This window comes from Natrinema sp. SYSU A 869, assembly GCF_019879105.1.
Taxonomy (GTDB): domain Archaea; phylum Halobacteriota; class Halobacteria; order Halobacteriales; family Natrialbaceae; genus Natrinema.
On sequence record NZ_CP082247.1, the window covers coordinates 573,447 to 591,195 of the forward strand.

General features: G+C 54.3%; 23 protein-coding genes and 1 pseudogene. 20 read left to right on the top strand and 4 right to left on the bottom strand.

The features are described from left to right. Positions 1-65: 65 nt before the first annotated feature. From K6I40_RS02590 to K6I40_RS02680, 18 genes and pseudogenes are all read left to right on the top strand, one after another. Positions 66-344: pseudogene (locus K6I40_RS02590) on the top strand (IS6 family transposase); the annotation flags it as partial. Between the two features lie 440 nt (positions 345-784). After that, positions 785-1,261 (top strand): FAD-dependent oxidoreductase, encoded by a 477-nt coding sequence (locus K6I40_RS02595; RefSeq protein ID WP_222912726.1) that lies wholly within the window; start codon positions 785-787, stop codon positions 1,259-1,261. A gap of 46 nt (positions 1,262-1,307) precedes the next feature. Then, entirely contained in the window at positions 1,308-2,480 is a 1,173-nt protein-coding gene (locus K6I40_RS02600; RefSeq protein ID WP_222912727.1) for an ISH3 family transposase, read from the top strand. A gap of 183 nt (positions 2,481-2,663) precedes the next feature. Continuing rightward, positions 2,664-3,137, top strand: coding sequence for a hypothetical protein (locus K6I40_RS02605; protein ID WP_222912728.1), 474 nt, complete (start codon positions 2,664-2,666; stop codon positions 3,135-3,137). An 880-nt stretch (positions 3,138-4,017) separates the two neighbouring features. Then, positions 4,018-4,902 carry a hypothetical protein gene (locus K6I40_RS02610; RefSeq protein WP_222912729.1) on the top strand — a complete coding sequence of 295 codons (885 nt, stop codon included), beginning with the start codon at positions 4,018-4,020 and terminating at the stop codon, positions 4,900-4,902. Positions 4,903-5,316: 414 nt separating this feature from the next. Beyond that, entirely contained in the window at positions 5,317-5,925 is a 609-nt protein-coding gene (locus K6I40_RS02615) for a hypothetical protein (protein WP_222912730.1), read from the top strand. A gap of 629 nt (positions 5,926-6,554) precedes the next feature. Beyond that, positions 6,555-6,926 (top strand): J domain-containing protein, encoded by a 372-nt coding sequence (locus K6I40_RS27740; protein WP_255681342.1) that lies wholly within the window; start codon positions 6,555-6,557, stop codon positions 6,924-6,926. After that, positions 6,919-7,110, top strand: a complete 192-nt coding sequence (locus K6I40_RS02630; protein WP_222912732.1) for a hypothetical protein — start codon at positions 6,919-6,921, stop codon at positions 7,108-7,110. Before K6I40_RS27740 ends, K6I40_RS02630 begins: the two co-directional genes overlap by 8 nt. Next, complete coding sequence (locus tag K6I40_RS02635; RefSeq protein ID WP_222912733.1) at positions 7,107-7,433, top strand: DUF3307 domain-containing protein; 327 nt, start codon at positions 7,107-7,109, stop codon at positions 7,431-7,433. The genes K6I40_RS02630 and K6I40_RS02635 overlap by 4 nt, the downstream gene beginning before the upstream one ends. Then, a complete protein-coding gene (locus K6I40_RS02640; protein ID WP_222912734.1) occupies positions 7,426-7,644 on the top strand; it encodes a hypothetical protein in 219 nt (72 codons plus the stop codon). Before K6I40_RS02635 ends, K6I40_RS02640 begins: the two co-directional genes overlap by 8 nt. Next, positions 7,637-7,939 carry a hypothetical protein gene (locus tag K6I40_RS02645; protein ID WP_222912735.1) on the top strand — a complete coding sequence of 101 codons (303 nt, stop codon included), beginning with the start codon at positions 7,637-7,639 and terminating at the stop codon, positions 7,937-7,939. The genes K6I40_RS02640 and K6I40_RS02645 overlap by 8 nt, the downstream gene beginning before the upstream one ends. Before the next feature lie 99 nt (positions 7,940-8,038). Further along, positions 8,039-8,287, top strand: coding sequence for a hypothetical protein (locus tag K6I40_RS02650; protein WP_222912736.1), 249 nt, complete (start codon positions 8,039-8,041; stop codon positions 8,285-8,287). Positions 8,288-8,390: 103 nt separating this feature from the next. Further along, positions 8,391-8,744, top strand: coding sequence for a hypothetical protein (locus tag K6I40_RS02655; protein WP_222912737.1), 354 nt, complete (start codon positions 8,391-8,393; stop codon positions 8,742-8,744). A 53-nt stretch (positions 8,745-8,797) separates the two neighbouring features. Continuing rightward, on the top strand, positions 8,798-9,004 hold the full coding sequence (locus K6I40_RS02660) for a hypothetical protein (protein ID WP_222912738.1): 207 nt from the start codon (positions 8,798-8,800) through the stop codon (positions 9,002-9,004). A 454-nt stretch (positions 9,005-9,458) separates the two neighbouring features. Beyond that, positions 9,459-10,334, top strand: coding sequence for a ParA family protein (locus K6I40_RS02665; RefSeq protein ID WP_222912739.1), 876 nt, complete (start codon positions 9,459-9,461; stop codon positions 10,332-10,334). Continuing rightward, entirely contained in the window at positions 10,331-10,747 is a 417-nt protein-coding gene (locus K6I40_RS02670) for a hypothetical protein (RefSeq protein WP_222912740.1), read from the top strand. Before K6I40_RS02665 ends, K6I40_RS02670 begins: the two co-directional genes overlap by 4 nt. Positions 10,748-11,262: 515 nt before the next feature. After that, positions 11,263-12,093 carry an IS5 family transposase gene (locus K6I40_RS02675; protein ID WP_222912741.1) on the top strand — a complete coding sequence of 277 codons (831 nt, stop codon included), beginning with the start codon at positions 11,263-11,265 and terminating at the stop codon, positions 12,091-12,093. Between the two features lie 117 nt (positions 12,094-12,210). Beyond that, positions 12,211-12,543, top strand: coding sequence for a hypothetical protein (locus K6I40_RS02680; RefSeq protein WP_222912742.1), 333 nt, complete (start codon positions 12,211-12,213; stop codon positions 12,541-12,543). Positions 12,544-12,580: 37 nt separating this feature from the next. Here the strand turns inward: K6I40_RS02680 and K6I40_RS02685 are convergent, their stop codons facing one another. Then, entirely contained in the window at positions 12,581-12,814 is a 234-nt protein-coding gene (locus K6I40_RS02685; RefSeq protein WP_222912743.1) for an HNH endonuclease signature motif containing protein, read from the bottom strand. 1,210 nt (positions 12,815-14,024) lie between these two features. Between K6I40_RS02685 and K6I40_RS02690 the strand changes: the two genes are divergently transcribed. After that, on the top strand, positions 14,025-14,207 hold the full coding sequence (locus tag K6I40_RS02690) for a hypothetical protein (protein ID WP_222912744.1): 183 nt from the start codon (positions 14,025-14,027) through the stop codon (positions 14,205-14,207). A 276-nt stretch (positions 14,208-14,483) separates the two neighbouring features. Here K6I40_RS02690 and K6I40_RS02700 read toward each other — a convergent pair whose 3' ends face one another. From K6I40_RS02700 to K6I40_RS02710, 3 genes are all read right to left on the bottom strand, one after another. After that, the gene (locus tag K6I40_RS02700; protein ID WP_222912745.1) at positions 14,484-14,681 is read right to left on the bottom strand and encodes a hypothetical protein; all 198 of its coding nucleotides are present in this window, start codon (positions 14,679-14,681) and stop codon (positions 14,484-14,486) included. A 411-nt stretch (positions 14,682-15,092) separates the two neighbouring features. Beyond that, complete coding sequence (locus tag K6I40_RS02705; protein ID WP_222912746.1) at positions 15,093-16,061, bottom strand: hypothetical protein; 969 nt, start codon at positions 16,059-16,061, stop codon at positions 15,093-15,095. Between the two features lie 640 nt (positions 16,062-16,701). Continuing rightward, entirely contained in the window at positions 16,702-17,202 is a 501-nt protein-coding gene (locus tag K6I40_RS02710) for a hypothetical protein (protein ID WP_222912747.1), read from the bottom strand. Between the two features lie 385 nt (positions 17,203-17,587). Here K6I40_RS02710 and K6I40_RS27745 point away from each other — a divergent pair, with 385 nt between their 5' ends. Next, positions 17,588-17,716 carry a hypothetical protein gene (locus K6I40_RS27745; RefSeq protein WP_255681343.1) on the top strand — a complete coding sequence of 43 codons (129 nt, stop codon included), beginning with the start codon at positions 17,588-17,590 and terminating at the stop codon, positions 17,714-17,716. Positions 17,717-17,749 lie beyond the last annotated feature (33 nt).

The following is a 17,749-nucleotide window of genomic DNA, read 5'->3' on the forward strand; positions in this document are numbered from 1 at the left end:
AGAGGCGGCACGGTTTTGTGGTGTCCATACCAAAAATCGACCGCCTCAGCAGGTATAGCGACTGAATCGATTTGAGTTTTGTGGAGAGAGACCGGACACCGCGTCAGCTGATGGGGCTCGGTATTCGACTCCATCTTGCTGGCCTCTCACTTTTGAATACCGTTCGAGAATTGGAGAAGTTTGGTGTCGAACACAGTCACAAGGCAGTCCATGACTGGGTTCACAAGTGCTATCTACAGCCGGCAGATGATGAGGGGCCGAATCACGTCGCGCTCGACAAGACGGTGATTCCACTCGACGAATATCGCTATTGGCTGTACACTGCTGTCGACCCAGAAACGAACTCGCGGCACTGTACAGCAACAAATGGAGCGTCGAGGCCATCATTCAAGAAGAATAATGAATTAGCGACGATCCGGCCCGGCTGACGGTGTTCAGCCGGGCCGGGAGCGCCAATAGTGAGTGGCAACGCTCTTGATCACCGAATTCTTAGGCTGCTTTCGTCCTATTCAAGAAAAATACTAGACCTACGACTATAGATACTAAAAGAATGTTCATCACTGACCGAAATCATTGCCCTTCCAAAATAGTATTTATACTATATTTATGGATTATGTATATGAGACACTCATCCGTCTAGGATTACATACATATGGTTGTAAATAGAGGTCCAGTGAAGTACACTATATCGAAACCGCAGAATCAATAAGCTCATCAACCACTAATTACCATTCTCCAAACGAGGCCAATAGATATTTCAACGATGCCGGAGGAGATACACGCAATGCTACCAAGTGACAAGATAGATGTAGCCGTGGTTGGTGCAGGGATGGCCGGCCTTTCGGCTGCACGTCGACTCGCTCGTGAAGGATACGACGTTCATGTACTCGAAGCACGTAATCGAGTTGGTGGACGCGTGAAAAGCGAAACCGTGATTGATGATTACACGATTGATTTAGGCGCGCAATGGATTGGTCCGAGTCAGGATCGGATTCACAACCTTATCGAAGAATACGGGATCGATACTTTTGAAGAGTACACAGATGGCACCGCTACGCTCGAAACAGCTAATGGTGTATATGAACACGAGGTAGATCCATTTCACGGACTACCGGATGAGGACGAACAAGAGTTAACAGATACTATCAATAAAATCAACACGTTCGCGAGTGAAGTTCCGTTAGAGAGACCGCATGAGGCACCGAGAGCGGAGGAGTGGGATTCCTTTACTGTCGGTAGTTCCCATCGAATCAGAAGTTAGTCAAGACTGATGAGGTTAGATTCTCAGGAAGCGTCTGAATGGGTATATGAAGTGCCTCTACCATCCAGACACCGTTCTTACGGCCTCTGACCTTGAAACCTTAGCGCTTGATCTCCTCTCTGAGATCCCGATTCCCGGAGTCGAAGGCTGCGGCTTCGACTCCGGGATTATCCGACAGACGCTCCTCCAGGCCGCTGTCGATCAGAAATCCATCAAGGCTGTCACTGATACCACTCGTGGAACATACTCCGATGACTACACGCTTGCCCAACTTCACACGGTCCCGCCTGCTGAACTCGAAGCAATCGCTAACCGCCTTCTCTGTCAGCAGGCGGCGATGATCCTCGGCGCTGGGCCGAGGATCATCTGCCTCGACTTCGTCGATATCCATTATCATGGCTGTCCACACGCTGAACCTGGCGTAATTTGTCACACGAAGCCTCGCGATGGCACCGGGAGGTGCCATCGCTACCTTGCTGGATTCGTTCTTTGCCGGGCCAAACCACTGGTCGTCGCAGTCACACCCGTTCGTGGTGATGAACCGAAGAGCGACGCGGTCGAGCGAGTGCTCGACCACGTCGCGGCCCTCCCCTTTGATGTCGCTGGCGTTCTTGCCGATCGTGGGTTCTACGACGGAACGTCGATCGAGCGACTGAATGCAGTCGCATCAGTCGCTCTTCCAGTCGTGCGGCGCGGAAAACAGATGGCGGAGAAACTCGACACGACGGTGTCCTACTGGACGGAGTACGTGATGTACGAGGGGAGCGAGCGGGAACTACGCTTCCCGCTCGCGGTCTGTGTCTCCTACCAGCAGGGCAATCGAGGCAAACACGGCTTGCTCGTTCGGGCGTACGTGGCGTGCGATCTGACCGATCGCACGCCGAAAGATGTCGAAGCACTCTACCAGAAGCGCTCAGCGATCGAGACAGCTTTCCGAACGATGCATGAAGCGCGTGCACGAACCAGCACGACTGATCCAGTCGTGCGGCTGTTGTTCGTTCTGGTGAGCTTCCTGTTGCGGAATCTCTGGGTGATCGTTCGGTGGGGCGTGCTCGCCACGCCGCAGCGCGGCGGGCGAGCACTGCCTGTCTGGTTCCGGTTCGAGGTCTTCCGCGAGTGGATTGATCACGCACTCGACGACACGTTACGGCGGAAATGGGAAGCACCGACGAACTGTACCGGGATTCCGGCGACCTATAGCCAGCTGGACGCGGGCTGAGACCGCCCGCGTCCAGCGGCAACCCTGTAGCGGAGCGACGGCCTCGCATCGTGTCTGGCGCGATGGCTCTCTCACTGTCGTGAGATCGCCGTTTGAGCGTGCCGCAGTGAGTCACTCGGTCTAATCTCTTTCAGTCCTTCTAAAAATCGAGTCAGCAATCAGGATCGATGGGAACTACCGAATTTGGAAACAGCTGAAGAGATATACGCAAAGATCGAAGCGGCATATTCAGGTACTGCATGGCACGGTTCACGCCGTCAGTTCGGTATTAGGAAAAATGAAGTCCGCCGAAAACAGGTCAATAGGGACTATCTGCGACAGGTGCTCAACAAGTGGTCAATGGGATATGGTGAACGACCGTTGTACGTTTTGGGAGTTGCTGTCGTTCTGGGGCTACTCACGACATTCATGCTGCCGTTGTTCGGGGTTCAAGTTCAAGGTACACCGATCCGCTATGGACTTCCGACCGATTTCACCGAGTCAAGTGGGTACTATTTTGCTCTATTGAAGTATACCTTCTATACCCTCGTAGGGACAGATCCAGGTGACGTAACCACAACTGGAGGTGGATCGGCCATTGAATTCGGGTTGACAATAGCTGGTCAGTTATTGTTTGCGATGTTCGTATATACACTCGGTCGTCGAGCCGCCGCCTGACGTTATCCCCAGATAAACACTGGGACTTTCCCCTCGCAGCAAGACAGTCATATTGGTTCCTTGCTAGTGAGAAAATAGCTCTCTCTCACTAACACGGTCTAGCTAAGGAGTGAGCAGAAGCACGTGTCCCCCCCATATTGTTCTTTTTCGGCTACTATACATGAGGGTCCCAAAAAATCATCCCCCTACTGGTCGAATATGTCGTCAAGAGAGGGGTTATCTGACTGGCTTCCTGACTTTATTTGGGAGTCATTGTCAACTAGAGAGACTGTGAGACAGCGTCTTTCTCCCCAGCTACATCGCCGACAGTACCGCCTCATCGTGATACTCTCCCCGTCATCCAGGTCCGCAAAGGTAGCTGTGAGCGACCAGTCTTTGTCACAGACCAAGCGACTCGAGCTGACTTTTCTTCACAGTTAGGACACCATTCTAGGTCCTTTTCTTTGTCCCATGGTGGTGACATGTGGAAAAGTTCGATCGATGGATTGGTATGGTCTTTGCCAAGTGTTGGTCGGAGAAGGCGTTACTGAGTTTAATTGTCTACGGTGGTCAATTGAATTACAGTCTGAGAGCTAATGGGGGTGATGGGAAAGAGCAGAGAATTTTGAGCCACCAGTTGACACAAGAGGAGTGAATTTCGGCCACTCATTGGAGATAGCTGAATCCTGAATTCCACCGCTCAGAGAACGTTAATCGAACATCCAACTAGTTATGTGGATTCTTCCTCTCAGGAATGCTTGCACCGTGTCGAGGACGAGCCGTCTCGAAAGAGGCGAGCTGCCCACGTCCTAGCGTGGGTGCTCAACCTCGATGCGGTCTCTCCCAACCGCATGATCCTTCTCTGGAAAATCTGTCCCTGCGTTCGTCCAGCAAGAAGTCGATGATCATCATTACGCACACGGACGCAGATGGACTTTCGAGTGCGGCCCTTGTCGCGGACTACTTCGATGAGGACGTCATCGTCCAGCCGATCGACTACAACGGCGCGTTCCGGTTCGAACACGTCCTCGAGGACCTCGTCGAACTGGTCTCCGAGACGCCGATCTGGATCTTGGACTTTGCCCTTGACGACCCGGGCCGCGTGGAGGACCTCGCGTATCTGGCCGACGCTCAGGACTGCCACATCGTGTGGCACGACCATCACCAGTGGGACGACGACCTCGTCGCTGACCTCGAGGCTGCCGGCGTCGATCTCCGCCTCGATGAAGACGAGTGTACGGCCTCGCTGGTCCGTGACGAGATCCGCCTCCGTGACTACGATGCCCATCTCGAGGACCTCGCGGAGTGTACGAAGGACATCGATCTCTGGATCAAAGACGATCCGAGAAGTGAGCGGTTGAACGTCTTCGCGTCACTGGTCGACGACCCGTGGGAGTACATCGACGTCGTTCTCGAGCACGGGCCCGACCTCCCGGACGACATCCAGGAGCGAATCGACGAGCGCCTCGAGCGCGATCGCGACCTCGAGGAGTCGGCGATCGAGAACCGGACCGCGTACGACGTCGGTGGCTACTCGGTTGCGATCACGTACGTGCGCGGCGGCCGCTCGAGCCAGATCGGGAACGACCTGGTCGAAGAACTCAGTCACGACATCGCGGTGATCTGCAAGCCCCACGGCGGTGTCGGGATCTACGCCCACTCCACCGCAAGACCTTCGCTCGGTGCCACGAGATCGCCGCCCAGCTGGGTGGCGGCGGGCATCCTACGGCTGCGGGCTGCGAAGTCCCGGCCGAGAGCTTCCGGCAGCTTGCCGCATACTGGCTGACCCGTGGGCAGTCTGTCCATGCTGATATCTGGAACGCGATCGGGTCCGTTGTTGGTACGGACGAGCGCTACGTTGAGGAACAGGGTAGTCAGGCACTCGAGGATGACGTCAAGGACGCAATCTCATTGAGCTACGAGGAGCGTGATCCCGATGAGTGACGAAACACCGGTAAACCATCCCACGTGTGACCGATGCGATTCGATCGTGTTCGCGGCAGAAGTGAAAGTCGCCAACATCGAGACAGGCGAAACGTCGAAAGTTCGACTCTGCGACAGCTGCACTGACGACCTCCGAGAAAAATACGGAGTGGCCTACGGCACTGACGATCCGGTTGCGCAGGAGGTTGACGATGAGTGACGAGAGCGTTCCATCCGTAGGCGGCTGTAAGAACCTGTCTAACTACGAGGTGGGCCGATGAATAATGAAGAGATCCACAGCGTCCTATCTTTTGGGTCTATTGATCAGATGGCAAAAGAAAACAAAGGTGCTTTCGGAGAGTCATTAGCAGGCATCTGGTTGAAAGATCAAATCAAAAAGGACCCCTCGATCATCTCCGATGAGGAAGTCTCTGAATCCCATCCACGGACTTGGTTCTCTCACGTCGGAAAGCATCGGTGTAAGTACGGAAAAGTGGACGACGACGGTCTTGAGGAGATTGCGTGGGAACCAGACTACAGTTTCCATGTCACACTACCGGACTACGATGTGAGGAAAGAGATTCTCATTGAGGCGAAGACTGGAAACAGCAGTTTAGAGAGGCACCAGTCGGATGTGATGAGGTTAGTCGCTCAGGAGGACGAGATGTGTGTTTTCTTCTGTAAGATTGATCTATGCTCTGAACAGGCGGTTCTCAGCTACGAGGAGATCGTCCCCGAAATCGAGGGCAAGCTGGAGGGTGATGTTGATGACGATCAGACCGTCGAGTGCTACGACTGTGGTGCAGAGATTGGCCCCAATGACGCACATCTCACAGATCGGGATGGCTCTCCTTTCTACGTCTGTTCTGGTGGTGAGTGCCAGTGAGTGACTCTGGTAATTCCTTAGGCGATATTGAACGATCTCTACGATATAGGTTAATCCAGATCGGTATCGGTCAGGCTTTTCTCCTCAATGTAGGAACTCACACACGAGTAACTGCAAAAGTCACCGACTCTGTGAGAGCCTCTGAAGCCCTTACGGTCAAGATGGAGCTTCCCTCTGTCCTCAAGTTCTGTCTGGCAATGACTACACTGGACCATGTCCACTTGAAAATCTGTAATCTGTTAGATAAACTTTTAGAAACCATTTTGCCGTTTATAGACCCATTCTGCTCAGGGGACCGTTCACAACACACGGGTACTGAACACGGAGGTAGCCCCGATGCAGAGTGAAAGAAAGTCACGATTCGAGTGGCCTGATGGCTACGATCGCACTAACTTGGATGACCGCGAACCGTATCCTGGCGACCTCTCGCTCACCCACCGCGAGGCGTTCGAGTCGATCGTCGAGGAACTCGAGCGCTGGGGGAAGACCGACGTCCAGATCGAGACCGCCGGGACGCACTACGCAAACGATCCGAATATCCCACACAAGTCCGCTGACCCGGACGATGTCGGCGTCGTTGCGTACTACCGCGACCTCGACAGTCGGGCCGATGAACAGTCTGCGATCGCGTGGACCAGTGGGAGACACAGCGCGAGAACGCCCGTGCGATTTCACTCTGGGTCCGCCGAATCCGACTGGCGGATCGCTGCGGCGTCGAAACTGCACGAGATATCGACGAGGTTGCCCAGCTGCCGCCGGCCGATGGTGATGTCCAGGAGGGCGGGGCAATCGCGGCGCCGCCGGTGCCGTCGCAGAAGGACACCCTCGGTGACGAGGAACCCCACGAGGTTCTCGGCCTCCAGCCGGACGCACCCGACAAGATCGTCACGGCGGCGTTCCGAACGCAGGTGAAAGACCTCGAAGGCCACCCGGATACGGGCGGCTTATCTGGACGATTCCGGAAGCTCGAGAAGGCACGCGGGGAGATGCTCGATGATTGATGCCTGGTCCAGTCGTGGGGCGTCTACCCTCGAGGAGCTGGTGATGCTCGGCGGCCTCGTCGGCGGGATCCTTGCGGTTCTCTTCACGTCGTACGGGACTGAGGCGGCACTGATCTATGTCTGCTTCGCGTTTTGGCGCACACAGGTCCACAACAACCGACGTAATGAGGAGAGATCGCGATGACCGACGATCGCCACGCCCTCGCGTTCCTCGCTGCTCACGCTGCTGGGGACTTCCCGCTCCAGACCGACTGGATGGCTGCCGAGAAGTTCGACTCGCGGCTTGCTCGAGCGACCCACGTGACGGTCTACACGGCTGCGTTCCTGCCGGTGGTCCGTCGGACCGGCTGGCCGTGGCGACGCACAGCGGCTCTCCTTGCGCTGTTGTGGACCTCGCACTTCGTGGTCGACTCCCGTCGGTGGAACGATACCGTCCCGATCTGGTACGACCAGGCGCTGCATTTAATCGCCCTCGCCGTCGCTCTCGAGATAGTTGACGATGACTGAGAACGACTCGAGCGACGTCCGAACCTATCCGTGTCCATCGCCTGACGACTGCTCGTTCACTGCCGGCGGCGCGGCCGAACTCCTCGAGCACGTCAATAGCGAGCACTCTGGGGAGTATCAGCGCGACGACTGGCCGGACACGCCTGCCGGGCGGGCGTCTCGATCGACGTCCGATGATGACGGCCAACAGGAGGCTGATACCGATGGGTGACGGGTTCGTCGACCACGAACTCGACGGTCGCGAGGTAACACTCGAGCGCCTCGAGGCCGCTGCTCGCGAGCGCTGGGGTGAGGAGTGGGCGATTCGGGCGACGCATTTCTCGGACGGGACCACGCAAGCCTACGCCTTCCGTTTGCGCGGCGTCGTCGACGACGAGCGTGATGAGAAAACACTCGAGCAAGAACGGCTGTACGTCGGCGACGAGAAGACCGTGTTCCGCCGTGTCCACCTGCATCGTGAGGACGTCGTCGACGTCCTCGAGGAATGCGAGCTCGAACATGACTGATTTTCTGGGCCATTCTGATTCCATCTCAAAGTAATAACACTACCAATACCATACTGCATATGACAAGTTTGATTTGTTGGGAGTATAGTTGTCTATTATATGATTAGTGGTGGGAATCTGCTTACGTTTGGTTGGGGTGTTGCTCTTATCCTAATTGCAAATCAGGTTCTGAAGACAGCAACTGATTGGACTGTAAGACAGGGATTCGGTTGGATTAAGAACATCACTCTTTCAGAGGGAACCTCTCGTGACGAACTGGAAGGGAATGAACGCGCCCTTGAAATAGAAAGACGACTCCGTGATCAACTGGAGAGAAAAAAGATAAGCTATCTGATTATGAGTGGATGATTCGGAGTTTGAGAAGCGAAAACATATCTAAAAAAGAATAATAGAACAATATTGGCGGCCACTTCCGGCAATCATTATTACCTTCTTCAATGATTATACGGAGGTGAATACTGAAGATAAGTTCTTAAAGAACCATATTCTTACAAATAATGACGCAGAAATGCTTACTGGTAACACGTATGCAATCCCGCCAAAGGGGTTCCCCGACCGTTTTGATTCACCTTCAAAAGTTGGGCGTCGAGAAATCCAGCAATGGGTGGAAGATGACATTTTAAACCAGCATAAGGGTAGTAAAGCAGTTATTTGCCAAGCATCAGCAGTCGACTTAAGGAGGGTATATTCACATACTGATTATGAATCTCATAGCTTTAACCGGAAAACGATAGACCAGGCCATCGATATAGAGCGTATTCTTGGCGAAATAATGTCCATAGAATACTCGCAAGAGACAACGTGAATTTGTCAAAAGCAATAGAAGACGGAGATATTGCGTTTCTACTGTCACGCTATGTGGCAGACGATGATCTAAAAATCATTCACGAAAACCAAGACGATATCCGTCATCAGTTGGAGAATCCATCATTACGCAGAATCGCTACAACCGACTTTGAGGAAGATCTGGTTGCTGTTTTATCCAACTATATTGATGCACCAGAGTATGCTGCAAAGAAGGCAATTGAAGAAGCAAAATTATGGCACCAAGAACTGAATTCATGACTAAAATAATATGTTGAGATAATATGGTATCTAATTGAGTGCCCCAGACTAAAGGCGGACTGGATGCGCTGGATGAGCCGGCAACGGAAATCCCGTCCCAGACTGATGTGATCCAGTTTGACGATATCATGATGCGATTAAGGCGATCGATCAACTCAGCGATCCGGACGTCCTTGCCGAGATCGCCGAGTACCGTAGTCCGCTCGAGAGCGACGAACCACTTACCGTTCGAGAGGCGGTTGCAGAAGCGATCGACATCGACATGTCGACAGTCAAATGTACGCTCACCTCTATCTGATCACACCTTGTTGTCGGACTTGAGGTCCTTTCCAAATGGGCCTAAGACTCAGATCTAAGATTCTTAGATTAGTCTCTTAGGTAACTCACTTAGCTATCACTCTTAGATAACTTGTCTGACGTACTTTCTTATCTTAGTAACTCTTCGGAGACACTCATGCTCTCGTATACGGTGTACTCGGAGGCCGGCGGCGTTGGGAAATCGTCGCTGACAGCGAACCTGGCGGTCGCGCACGCTCGAGCCGGACTCGACGTGCTGGTCGTCCCACTAGATCCACAGGACGGCGACCTCAGCCGACTGCTTGGCGTCGACAGTGATCGGGACAGCAGCGATGCGGACAACCTCGTGCGACACATGGTCAACGCCCCGAAGGGGCCGTTTGAAGACCTGATCCGAACCGCAGAGGGCGTCGACATCGTCCCGGAGCACAACATGCTCTCGGACCTCGCCGACCACCTCGCTCGAGAACAGAAGAAGGCCGAGGACTTCGGCGATGCGTACAACATCTATGCCCAGCTGCAGCGCGTCCTCCAGGAAGCCGGCGTCGGCGATGACTACGACGTTCTGATCTGTGACCCGCCGGCGACCGAATCGGACCACCTCTACAACGCGATCTTCGCGACGCGGAACCTCGTGATTCCTGTCGAGCCCTCGGCGAAGGGACGGGCTTCGGTCGAGGGCCTCGAGGAACTCGCGACGAACTTCGCCGACCAGCTGAACATCGACGTCGGTGTCCTGGCTGCAGTGCCGAACGGGTTCAAACGAACGAACGACCAGAAGGAGCTCATCGACGAGATCGAGTTCCCGACGCCGGAGGTGCTTGGCGACCGGACGTCGCTGCTCGAGGGCTGCTGGAAAGAGCAGTGCTCCGCGTTCACGTACGAGCGGGATCATCGCGACTACCCGCGTGATCACGAGCTCGAGACGCTCGCCCAGTTCGATCGCCTCGCACGATATCTCGAAGCCGAGGCTGGCCTCGAGGCACCAAACGCGCCAGAGCCCGGTGAACTCGAGCACGGGGTGGAGGCATGACGGGCTTCAAGAGTGGGAGCGCCGGCGACCCCTTCGGCGATGACGATCGCGAGGAAGACGACGAGGAGGAGCTGACGGAGACGTCGTCGACGGCAATCGATACGGAGTCCAACACCGATCGCGACGACGATCGTGACGACGCGAGCAGCGGGACGTCGCCCAGTCCCTCGAGTGGCGGCCTTCCCTGGATCTACGAGCGCAACAGTATCACGGACGGGCGGGCACAGACTGTCCAGTTGCATCTTCAGCAGTCGACGCTCGATCGCCAGCGTGAGACGAGGACCGGTGTTGAGACCGCTCTTGGGGAGGCCGTCAAGAAGGCCGATCTTCGCGAGGCCGCGCTCCTGGTCGGCCTCGAGCACGTCGACGAGGTCGCCGACCAGCTCCGCGAGTGGGGCTACGACTTCGAGTAGGCCCAAGGACCATGATTGTCTGAGAATCGGCTCTAGCTTCGTCGTCTTATCGAGATTGCAATATCACGCGCTCTGATCCTGTGGCATCCTATTACAAACCGTTCGGTATAGTATCGGAGATCGTTAGTTCTCGAGTGAAGGGCACCGATGCGAACAACCACGTCGCAGTCGCCGAAAATCAGTCCCAATATTGGTGGGAGATAGATAGTACCTGTACTGGAGAAGGAGTCGAACATATCGATATAATCGCGCTGAGCATCGATGAAGGTCGTATTATGAAACCGGCAACAGATGGCGACTCACGTTCCGATACGAGTCGTGAGCTCACGATTTGAAACAAGTCGTAATGCAGCCGGTAGATCAGTAACGGGTAGAAATTTAAGATGGTAGTCAAATCATAAAATATGCCAAGCGCAACTGACCTGAAACGCAAAATTCGGCTGTGTTGAATCACTAGACAGCGGCGGAATGGTTCGCTAAATCGAAGGTCTTGAAGCGGGAGACTTCAGTTGTTCATGACCCAAATCTCCCGCTTCATTGGGGCAGTTGTGCCGATTGCTCAAAACGTTACTGGCGATGGAGACGAATCCGCCGCCCCGAAAGGTGGCGGCGGATTCACCGACTATGCCCTCGTTTCCCTGCATTGTCTGCGGATTTACCTCGATACGTCCTATCGAATGACGATCGATCTGCTGAAGGAAATGCCGCAAATAACAGGGGAGATCGGCCTTGATACGGCCGATCTCCCCGCACCATCTACGCTGTGTAAGGCGTTTGATCGGATCGAGATGAGCGTTTGTCGAGTGTTGCTGTGCCAGTCGGCGCAGCTACACGACCTCTCTGAGCACGCTGCGATCGACGCTACGTTCTATGAACGAGATCGTGCAAGCCGTCACTACTGTCAACGAACGAATTATCGCGTTCAGACGCTCAAAGTAACCAAACTCGTCGATACAGCAACGCAAGCTGTGCTTGATCTTCACTGCTCGACGACGTTAGAAGGCAGCGACGCAGATCTCTGTGAGCAGATCGCCCGCCGGAACGCGGGCGATCTGCGGTCTCTAGCCGCTGATAAGGGCTATGACAAGCAACAACTCCGCGAACGACTCCGTGAACTCGACATTCGCCCGCTGATCAAACACCGGATCTTCGCTCCGTACGATCACGCACACAACGCCCGCATTGATGAAGATCGGTACGCTCAGCGGTCAATGGCCGAAACCGTCAACTCAGCCGTCAAGCGCTCGCTCGGCTACGCCGTGCGAGCGCGTAGCTGGTATCGAGAGTTCCGTGAAATTTCTCTGATGTGTGTCGTCTACAACATCAAACGTGCCGTCAAACAGTGAAATCTACCGCCTTACAGCGATTCAACAGAGCCCAAAATTCAAGAATCAAGACCTGAAGATTGGGAGAGATATGATGCAGACTGGGGCCTCCATAAAACAGACGATCTAGGGTCACAAATGGCCGTGTATCAACCTGATGTTCAGCTACGAATCGAACAAGGACGAAAGGCGGTAGAAGACTTCTCCGAAGAGTGGTCTGATCGCTATCCAGATACAGAGAACAACGAGAGCTATAGCTTCTGGGTCGTCTATAACCAGTCGCCAGTCGACCATGTCGTATTGGTGGCAGTTGATGGATATCGAGCATTCATTCCCGTACCCGATCGCCCCGACTCTGATGGTGATCCGTGGACAATCTCCCAATACGAATATATGATTGGGGATGCAATTACAGCAGGTCATAGGAGCTACACAGATCGTCTGGACATGGGAGATATCGAGGTCAAGTAACGACTCTTGATACAGTCGGTTGTGGTGCCTAGCGCTTTCAATCGGCCAGCGCTTCAAACTCCGATCGCATCTCGCCTAACCGCTGTTCAATATACTCCTGCCGGTGCCGATGTACATGGCACTGGTGGCAGAGTCCGGTGAGGTTCTCGAGGTCGTTGTTGAACGGATCGCCGTCGATGTGGTGTACTTCGAGTTCGTCGCCAACGTAATCGCAATCCGGGCAGCAGTACTCGGTCTTGTCGTACTCGGTCCAGAACGTCTCTCGGGCCACTTTACGCGCAGCTATCGTTTCTCGAGTTGATTTGGATTGCATCTAAAGAAGTTTACCAAGCGTTATGTGGTTTATTCATGAATTTACACGCCACCCTCGCGGGTGTAACGATCAACACTTTTTGGAGCAGGGGTTATCGCCTCGAGTCCGTACGGCCGACTGCAGTGCGAGGCCGCCCCCAGCGGTCCCGCTCCCCCACTCGTAGTACTTTCACCCCAGACTCAGACATCGAGAGTGCCGTTCTCGAGTGCTGCAGGTCTTAACCAACGGACTAACGAATCCGCCTCGAGTGTTGGTTAAGCTCAGAACAGCGGCGCTGCGATCGCCGACACCGCAGAGAATTCTGAATATATAGGCATAGACGTTAGTATCGAAGATTGAGATAACCAACCTACTCCTGAATCGTGTCTCTCCCCGGTTCACTCCCGAGCGGTCACGGTCAGGACGGCTCGCCGATGATCGATGGCCGGCGTCGGGACTGGCTCATGAACGCAGAGATTAGTTTTTAAACGATATAGACTCTCTTCAGGGCTCGATTCCCGATCGCGTTTTGACTGTTTTCTCATCTGTTCTCTTGTATATTCAAATAGTCTGAAATATAACGATAGTGGGGGTTTTGTAGCACGCAACTCCACCAGATGATTGGGAGGGCGGTTCCCGTAGTGTCAGTACCGGCGGGACCGGTAATTTCGCTACCAGCACTACACGAAACGCCCGGTCCCTCCCCTACTTTCGATCGGTGTCCCTAAGAGAACTCCCAAGAGCTTACGTCTCGAGAGTCTCCGAGGCTCGTGCGACTGCCCGGACTACGTCCACCGGAACGCGACGTGTAAGCACATCCGGCGAACCGTGTTCGCCACCCGCCGGAGAGACCTACCCGAGTGGATCGATGAGAACGACGTAGACGACGGTCTCGACGAGTTCGTTACTCCCAATGTTCTCGAGACCGACGGCGGGACGACGCGGATCGAGAGCGGATCCGAGACCAAGAGCGACCTCGAGATTAAACTTCTCATATCAAATTGTATGACCAAATCTCGAATTTACTCGAGAGTACGCTTGAATAGGATGAATGAAACCCTAATCATCGCTACCCTCAGCTTGGCTGTTCAATACTCCGATGGCGCGAGGAGCGTAAGCGCCGGAAAGATGCAGAGAAACGACGCCCGCAGACGGGGCTTTATCACGGAAGCCGCGGCCAACGGCAGTGATGCCTTTGGACGATCGCCGCGAGGACCTCCTCGTCGCAGTCGCACTGACCGAGTTCCCAATTCACTACGAGCAAGCCGATCCCGAACCCTCGCGACAAGCGTGGCAGCTGGCCGCCGACCGCCTCGTCAATCACGATGTCGGGCCCGCCGAGGCCATTGACACGCTCGAAATTAGGGAGTGAAACCTCACTCAGATACAGAGTATTTAATCGCCAGAAGGCTACCTACAGCTGTAGCTATAAATCCAAATCCGGGTGTACTATCTTGTTCAGGAACCACTACAGGTGGTGGGCTGCTTCCCTGAGTTTCATTGGATACACTTTTATTTAGGAATTCATAATCGAGAGAATCCTATCGTCTGGGAGGGTTGAGTAGGTACCGGCAGATTCGTGTGCTGTTAGCGCAAGGATGGCAGCATCAAGGACGTCGTCGACACGACCTGACTGGATTCGGTGGTGTCATTGGCTGTTTATTCCTCGCTCCTCAACGATGTTGAGTACTGGCTGGAAGGATTTGCCTCCATTCTCGATGAGACAGTCTTTCCGGGCTTTGAAGTCTGCGTCGCTTTTCTTTGACGGGAGATCATCACCGTGGTACGCTTTGAAGCAGACCTCTGGGTGGCTTTCGTAGACTGTTTCATGCAGTATCGATTTCATCCAGCAGTGCGTTCACTTCTCGGATACGCGGGATGAGGCCCCAACTGTGGCTGCCCAGTCCCCGAGTATTCCTCGCAACGGCCTCACCGTAGTCCCCAGCTGTCACCGCACGGCTGTTCGGTGTCCAGAAGACGGTACTGCCACGAGAACCGAGGAGTCCTTTGCTTTCTGATCACATCCTCGGTTCCCTTCGCTCTCCAAGTGAACTGGGGTGTCCACTATAGTAGTATTTGGAAGTCTTTGTAGTGGCGCCTGCTGAAGATTGGCGTATCTCGTTGTCTCTCGGAGATATAATGAGAGTGTGAGTAGACATTTCTGGAGATTACTATAGGATCTCGCTTGCTCGATCGCCATACTCGTGCCAAATGTTCAGTAACGAGAAGTCATTCGCTACAAGCCACGATCTCAACTTTATAGAGTCTCACCACCGCAGCTGACATCTAATGCTGTCTCAGCTTTGTTGGCTTTCTCTTCGGCAGTTTCCCAATCTCCCTCGGCTGCTGCTTCACTGGCCTCAGTGAAGAGATTGCTAGCCTCTAAGACTGCATCTGTCCGGCAAGTTTGATCAATGAACTCCTTCCGGAAGGATTGTGGCATCTCCGTTTCAGCCTCACGATACTTGTTATTTGCGGCCTCAAAGGAATTGGCTGCATCTTCGAATGCAGACGCAGCGGCATTAAAGCGTTCTTGCCCGAATAAGTCACTTCCCTCAACAAAATACTCTAACCCAGTAAAGAGATCAGCAGTGGCTTCAGAGAAGCGAGCATAAGCGTTGCACAGCTCTTCAAGATAGTCGAGATCGTCTGATTCCGTTGCTAATTCAACGTCCTTACTCTCGAATTGGTCGGCGTCAAGCTCATCCCACGAGGCCTTCGTATCACTAACGAGCGATTCGGCCTCACGGAAGTGTTCTGCTGCCGTCTTGATTTGGTCTGCAGCGTCACTATGTCGATCATTGGTCTCGTACGAGTCCGCGGTTTTCCATGCATTGAATCCTTCTTCAAGTTCCACTAAAACCGACAGGCCGTCCTCGAAGAAGGCAAGTGCATATTCGGCATTTTCCAGCCGATCCAGTTGTTCGTCACTCGCTTCGTTCTCGTTGACGTCGTCCAGTGCCGACTCTACGTTCTTAAGCGCCGTTTCGATCCCGCTGGTGGAAAGGGGATTCTCTGGTTCTGTCTCGAAAGCAACATCGGCTTGCGTTTCAAATTCGTTGCCGGCTGTCTCAAGATGGTCATACGCTTCGTTCAGCGCTTCGTTGTTTGCCGTGCTTCCCTCTGGATTCGCAGAAGAGTCCGATTCATTGTCGTTGGATAGGCACCCACCAAGTACGCTTGTCACTGTTGCTCCAGTTCCCACTAATAACGTTCGTCGATTCACATCAACCTGATTCTATAGTCTGATGATAAGCTTTGGGCTATCGCTATTGGTCTATCACTCCAACAGCGCGAACCGACGGGCGGCTACGACGGCCACTCGATGAGCGATAGCGATCAACGCGGCTTCGATCGCTTTCCGCTCCTGCTTGTCTTCCGTCGCCGGGAGAACCGCGTACGAAACCTGCGCTGGTTCTCTCAGTAGCCGACCGAAACGAACCGCGTACGAAACCTGCGCTGGTTCTCTCAGTAGCCGACCGAAACGAACCACGTACCGAATCTGCCTCATTCCTTGGTTGCTGTTGAGACCGACATACACTGACACGCGTCCGCCGATTACTCCCCTTTGACGAACCCGAGTACAACCTCACTTGTTTGCCGAATCGTTTCCAGGCGCCTTTTATCGTCACCATCGAGACAGGAGTGATACCGAATCACTCTACCGAGATGTACTTTCGAGAGGCGGTCGAGGTCGATCATTGGCAGAGACGCAGTATCGTCGTCGTGAATCTCGAACGTCGCGTGCCCGTCGATCGCGAACTTGAGAGTATCTCTCGATCGGCGCTCAAGGGTGATCTGGTGCTCGTCCGCGGACCAAGCGTATTTTGTTCCCCTCTCGGCCGGGCGGACGATGACCCGGTATGTCACGGACTTCTCAAGTAGCGAATGGAACAGCGGCACGGCGAAGTATTCCGTGGTTCTTTGAGTGCACGAATCGGCTGTGATTGCTTAAGTTTCGTCTCGTCGCGCCAGCACTCGAAGATGAGGTCGTCGAATGCATTGTTGCCGACGTCATCACCTACTAGGTCATCGAAGTCGAACCCGAGCCACATGATCGCTTGCTCCGGGTTAAGCGACGTGAACGGGAGTTCCTTGGGAACGTCAGCACTGGAGTGGAGGGATGTTATGAGCCGCTTTCGGGCGTCAATTGTCGCCGTGTCGGTGTATAACCAGAACGGTTCCGCATCCGTCTCGACACCTAGCAGTCCCCGAATTGTTACTTTAGAGTAGGGGACAGGTGGTGTGAACGTCTCCGTAGAGTCGTGTTTGATGCGTGGATTGTAGAAGTACCCCTCTCGGCTGGATTCGTAGGCGTGTGTCTGAAGTACTGAAATCAATGGCATCATCATCGAGAGAGATGTCAAGCGTCGAGTCTTCGTGGATGAACGGGTCGACGTCCGCATCCACACCGGGGATATCCGGTACGGACATTTCCGCCAAGTGGTACCGCGGACGGACGCAACGAACCTGCCGTAGTCGTCTCGATGTCGTCCCGACTTCAGTCTGTTCAGTCGAGTCAGCACTCGGAAGGGTACAGTCGTGATGCTCGTCCGGATAGCGTGCCTCGAGTGGTCGACTTGGCGACACCGAAATCGACTGCGGCGAAGCGGTAGGTTCGAAGGCGTAGCGGCGGCCGTGCGCCGTGTTCATCCAACCGACAGGCTCCACGGACGCCGTGCTGGTTTCGAAGTCGATACTGTCGGTCGGCGGCAAGATACCTGTAGCGAACCCTACGTCGATACATGGGAGGTGACTGAGGCCATTGACTGCCTGTGTCGTCGTCGCCACGTCGGTGATGACGGTCTCCGGGAGGAACGGATCGTCGAACCCCGCCGATTCGAGATGATCACTGTCAAGGCGGACGGGCCGCGTGAGTGAGTGGTGTTTGGGGATGTGACGTGATATCCGGGT